The 4,971-nt window shown below is 68.7% G+C and carries 5 protein-coding genes and 1 pseudogene; 4 read left to right on the forward strand and 2 right to left on the reverse strand.

From position 1 onward, the window contains the following. Window positions 1-580, forward strand: a pseudogene (locus G6022_RS12925) (glycosyltransferase family 2 protein); the annotation flags it as partial. After that, the gene (locus G6022_RS12930) at window positions 577-1,176 is read left to right on the forward strand and encodes a maleylpyruvate isomerase family mycothiol-dependent enzyme (protein ID WP_179524264.1); all 600 of its coding nucleotides are present in this window, start codon (window positions 577-579) and stop codon (window positions 1,174-1,176) included. The pseudogene G6022_RS12925 and the gene G6022_RS12930, both read left to right, overlap by 4 nt. A gap of 16 nt (window positions 1,177-1,192) precedes the next feature. Here G6022_RS12930 and G6022_RS12935 read toward each other — a convergent pair whose 3' ends face one another. Together G6022_RS12935 and G6022_RS12940 are read right to left on the reverse strand one after the other, a co-directional pair. Further along, window positions 1,193-1,387: a ferredoxin gene (locus G6022_RS12935; RefSeq protein ID WP_095717092.1), complete on the reverse strand. Its 195-nt coding sequence runs from the start codon at window positions 1,385-1,387 to the stop codon at window positions 1,193-1,195. Between the two features lie 53 nt (window positions 1,388-1,440). Then, the gene (locus G6022_RS12940) at window positions 1,441-2,940 is read right to left on the reverse strand and encodes a fatty acid desaturase (RefSeq protein ID WP_182691702.1); all 1,500 of its coding nucleotides are present in this window, start codon (window positions 2,938-2,940) and stop codon (window positions 1,441-1,443) included. 102 nt (window positions 2,941-3,042) lie between these two features. Between G6022_RS12940 and G6022_RS12945 the strand changes: the two genes are divergently transcribed. Together G6022_RS12945 and G6022_RS12950 are read left to right on the forward strand one after the other, a co-directional pair. Next, entirely contained in the window at window positions 3,043-3,537 is a 495-nt protein-coding gene (locus G6022_RS12945) for a DUF4442 domain-containing protein (RefSeq protein ID WP_241731209.1), read from the forward strand. Between the two features lie 68 nt (window positions 3,538-3,605). Continuing rightward, window positions 3,606-4,805, forward strand: coding sequence for a TerC/Alx family metal homeostasis membrane protein (locus G6022_RS12950; protein ID WP_179524262.1), 1,200 nt, complete (start codon window positions 3,606-3,608; stop codon window positions 4,803-4,805). Window positions 4,806-4,971 lie beyond the last annotated feature (166 nt).

Consider the following 4,971-nt stretch of genomic DNA (forward strand, 5'->3'; position numbering starts at 1 on the left):
CCTCGCCTTCCCGCTGCGCCGCGGCGTGGTGTGGCGACGCTGGCGCAGCGAGTTGTTCGCCGACGGCGAGGGCGGCGACCGCGGTGCCGGTGACCCTGGTGCCGGCGTCCCTGGTGCCGCCGGCCCCTCCCGGACCGACACCGACCTGCTGCCCGGCATCGCCTCCCTGTTCAACGGGGCGCTGTTCACCGCGGACTGCCTGGACCGTGTGGGCGTCCCGGACCTGCGGCTGTTCATCCGCGGTGACGAGGTGGAGATGCACCGGCGCCTGGTGCGCTCCCGACTGCCCTTCGGCACGTGTCTGACGACCGCGTACCTGCACCCGCAGGGGTCGGACGAGTTCAAACCGATCCTCGGCGGCCGCATGCACACCCAGTTCCCCGACGACCCGGTCAAGCGGCACTTCACCTACCGCAACCGCGGCTACGTGCTCACCCAGCCCGGCAACCGGCGCCTCATCCCGCAGGAGATCCTGCGCTTCGGCTGGTACTTCCTGGTCACCAGACGAGACCCGGCCGGCCTGCGCGAGTGGCTGCGTCTGCAGCGGTTGGGCGCGGGCGAGCGGTTCGACAAGCCATGACCGACTGGATCGCCCTGCAGTCCCGGGCCGCCGACCTGTACGACCGGGTCCTGCCGATGGTCACCGACTGGGACGCCGCCACCCCGTGCAGCGAGTGGACCGCCCGTGAGGTGCTGGCCCACGTCGTGGACGAGCAGATGTGGGTCCCGGGACTGTTGGCCGGAGGGACGGTCGACGAGGTGGCCGGGGACCTCGAGGAACCGCTCCGTCGGCTCACCGGGGCCAGCGGCCCCGACCTCGTGGCCTTCTGGCACACCCTGCGCGCGCCGGTGGCCGCCGCGTGGCGGGGAACCCCCACCGACGACGAGGTCCACCTCTCCTACGGTCGGGCGCCGATGGTGCACTATCTCGCGCAGCAGACCTTCGATCTGGCCGTCCACGCCTGGGACCTGTCGGTCTCCCAGGGGGTCGACCTGCCGTGGGGCGACGAACTCGAACGCGCCGTCCTCGACTTCGTCCGGACCGATCTCGCCGACGACCCGGCCCCCGAGCTGTTCTCCGCTCCGCTACCGGGCTTCGACGGAGAAGGGGTCCCGACCCGGCACGCCGCTCTCGCGCGTACCGGTCGGGACCCCTCCGCCTGGCCGGCGGCCTAGAGCTCTGGCCGACGGCCTACCCGGCCTCGCGGAGCGCCGCCATCGGGCACTTCTCGATGGCCTTGCGAGCCCTCTTCTGGAGTTCCTCGGGGACCTCCTCCACGAGCAGGCGCACCACCTCGTCGTCGTCGCCCAGGGCGAAGACCTTCGGGGCGAGGCCGACGCACACCGCCTGCCCCTCGCACCGGTCCGGGTCGATCGCGATCTTCATGGGAAACCTCCTGGTTGGAACACTGTGTACACGGGTGTCACGGCCTGTCGGTGTCAGCTCACCGGCACGAAGTCGACCTTGTCCCGGACGCCACAGTCCGGGCACTGCCAGTCGTCGGGGATCGCCGACCACGGCGTGCCGGGGGCGAAGCCCTCCCGCGGCTCACCCAGCGACTCGACGTAGTGGTGGCCACAGTTGGGGCAGGCATAGGTGCCGATCGGCGAGACGGCGCCGCGGACGGCGTCCACGTCGGGCTCGGGATCCAGGACGGCGGTCGCCGTGGCGGCCGGGGCGGAGGACCGGCTGGTCGCGGGGCTCGCGCCGGTGGCCGACGGGTCGCCGTAGCGGGCGAGGATCCGCTCCCGCTTGGACGGCTGGATGTTGGCCCTGGTGACGTCGCCGTCGTAGTGGTCGAGCACCCGGTGGTCCATGATCCGGCGCCAGATCGGCGGGAAGTAGGCCACCACGATGAGCGCGGCGTACCCGGCGGGGAGCTGCGGGGCGTCGTCGGTGGTGCGCAGGACCTGGTAGCGGCGCATCGGGTTGGCGTGGTGGTCCGAGTGGCGCTGCAGGTGGTACAGGAAGATGTTGGTGACCAGGTGGTCGGAGTTCCACGAGTGCTCGGGCCGGCAGCGCTGGTAACGACCGCTGTCGAGCTTTTTGCGGCGCAGCCCGTAGTGCTCGAGGTAGTTGACGACCTCCAGCAGACTGAACCCGTACACCGCCTGCAGGATCAGCCAGGGAAGGACCTCGAGTCCGAAGACGGCGGTGAGGCCGCCGAACAGGACCAGCGTCATGAGCCAGGCGTTGATGTTGTCGTTACGCAGGGTCCACGGTGACTTGCCGAGGCGCTCGAGGCGGTTCTTCTCCAGCTCCCAGGCGGAGATGAGGGAGCCGATGACGCTGCGCGGGAGGAAGGCCCAGAACGACTCACCGAGCCGCGAGCTGGCCGGGTCCTCCGGGGTGGCGACGCGGGCGTGGTGCCCACGATTGTGCTCGATGTAGAAGTGCCCGTAGGCCGTGGTGGCGAGCGCGATCTTGGACAGCCACTTCTCGGAGTTCTGGATCTTGTGTCCGAGTTCGTGGGCGGTGTTGATGCCGATGCCCCCCGCGATGCCCACGGCCCAGGCGACGCCGATCTTGGCCACCAGCCCCAGCCCGCCCTCGTGGCCGAAGAACGACAGGTCGTCGGCGGTCCACAGGTAGCAGGCGAAGATCAGGGCGGCGTACTGCACCGGGAGGTACAGGTAGGTGCACCACCGGTAGAAGGGGTCGGCCTCCAGGCGTTCGATGACCTCCTCCGGCGGGTTCCGACCATCCACCCCGACGACCATGTCGAGCAGAGGGATGAAGACGAACACGACGAAGGGGGCGACGAACCACGCCACGACGGCGGCGGTGCCCCACCCGGCGTGGGAGAACCACGAGAACAAGCCGAGAGAGATGAACAGGGCGCCGGCGGGGATGAGCCCGAGCAGCCACAGGTATCGCTTGCCGTCAGTCCAGGGGTACGGCTGCGCCGCGGTCTCCCCTGCCTGGAGGTCGGTGTGCATCACAAGTCTCCCTTGATCGAGCCCGGCGGCGTGTGTCGCACGCCACCTAGTGGGTCAAATCTAGACAAACATCAGCCGTTTGTCTAGACAGGGACCCTCTTTTTGTCCAGAGACCTCGTCGGGCACCCTGCCCTGCAGGCCCGCCGCCGTGCGCCCGCTCCCCGCGCGTTCCCCCTGCTGGCCTCGCTGTACCCCCCTCTGCTCGGGTCCGGGATCCGCATCCGGCACATCGCCCCGGACTGGACCCGCGGAGAGCTGAGCATGCACGTCGCACCGTGGACCGCCAACACCAACGGCACCGCGTTCGGCGGTGCACTGTTCGCCGCGACCGACGTCCTCTACGGGGCGCTGCTGTCCGGGCAACTCGGTGGCGGCTACCAGGTGTGGACCAAGAGCGCGACGATCGACTTCCGGGCCCCCGGCCGGGGCCGACTGCGGTGCGTGGTGGACGTCCCCGGCCCCGAGGCGGACGCCATCAGGGAGCGCCTGAACGACCACCCGAGCACCAGCGTCGTCCACACCGCGGTGGTGAGCGACAGCCGCGGCACGACGGTCGTGGAGGCGCAGCACACGATGTTCATCAGGCGGAAGAGCTGACCGGGGGCAAACCGGCCCGAGGCGCGTAGGATTATCCGGTCCCCGGCCCTCCTCGGAAAGGACTCCCGTTGGGAGCCACCCCGCTCGCCTGGTCGCTGTCCGTCGGCCTGATCGTCGCACTGCTGCTGTTCGACTACTTCTTTCACGTGCGCAAGGAACACATCCCGACGCTCAGGGAGTCGGCCATCTGGTCCGCGACGTACGTGGGCATCGCGATAGCCTTCGGCTTCCTCGTGTGGATCTTCGGTGGAAACCAGATGGGCGTGGAGTACTTCGCCGGGTACATCACCGAGAAGGCGCTCTCGGTCGACAACCTGTTCGTGTTCCTGCTCCTGTTGACCAGTTTCAAGGTCCCGCGGGCCGGGCAGCAGAAGGCACTCCTGTTCGGCATCGTGTTCTCGATCATCGCCCGGACCGGGTTCATCTTCGTCGGAGCCGCCCTGCTCAACGCGTTCAGCGCGCTGTTCTACGTGTTCGGGCTGTTCCTCATCGTCACCGCGGGCCGTCTCCTGGCCGAGGACGACGAGGACGACGACGCGGACAACTTCGTGGTGCGTCTGGCCAAGAAGTTCATCCCGGCGACCGATCACTACGACCACGACAAGCTGTTCACCATCGAGAACGGCAAGAAGGTCATGACGCCGATGATGATCGTCATGGTGGCGATCGGCGGCACCGACATCATGTTCGCGCTGGACTCGATCCCCGCGATCTTCGGCCTCACCCAGAACGTCTTCATCGTCTTCACCGCCACCACTTTCTCGCTACTCGGCCTGCGCCAGCTGTACTTCCTGCTGGACGGCCTTCTCGACCGCCTCGTCTACCTCAAGTACGGCCTCGCGGCGATCCTGGGCTTCATCGGCGTCAAGCTGATCCTCCACGCCCTGCACGAGAACAACCTGCCGTTCATCAACCAGGGCGAGCACGTCAGCGTGGTGGAGGTACCCACCTACCTGTCGCTGGGCGTCATCATCACCGTCCTCGTGGTGACCGTCGTGGCCTCGCTGGTGAGCCCGGCAGGGAAGGCGCTCACCGTGCTCGGCAACCTCAAGCGGCACTCGCACGAGTACCTGAACAAGAACTTCACCGACGACCCCGTCGAGCGCGCCAAGCTGTGGGCCAAGATCCTCCAGAACGAGGACAAGCTCAAGTCGATCGACCGCAAGTACTTCGGCTCCGAGGGCGACGTCTGGGAGCTCGAACAGCTGCTCCGCAGAGTGTGGGACGATCACGCCCGCTACGAGCGCGCCACCGACTACACCCGCTGACCGGCGACTACGCGCTCCGGCCGGCCCACATCCCGAGCGGGTCGGCGACCGGCTCCCCGAGGAGCGGTGGGAGCAGCAGAGTCCCCGGCCACAGTGACCGCAGCGCCGGGAGCACGCCGCCCGCACCCGGGTCACAGGCCCGACCGCGCGGCGGCAGGCCGGCTTC

Origin of the sequence: Dietzia sp. Cai40 (genome assembly GCF_014145165.1) — a bacterium.
In the GTDB taxonomy this organism is placed as follows: Bacteria; Actinomycetota; Actinomycetes; order Mycobacteriales; family Mycobacteriaceae; genus Dietzia; species Dietzia natronolimnaea.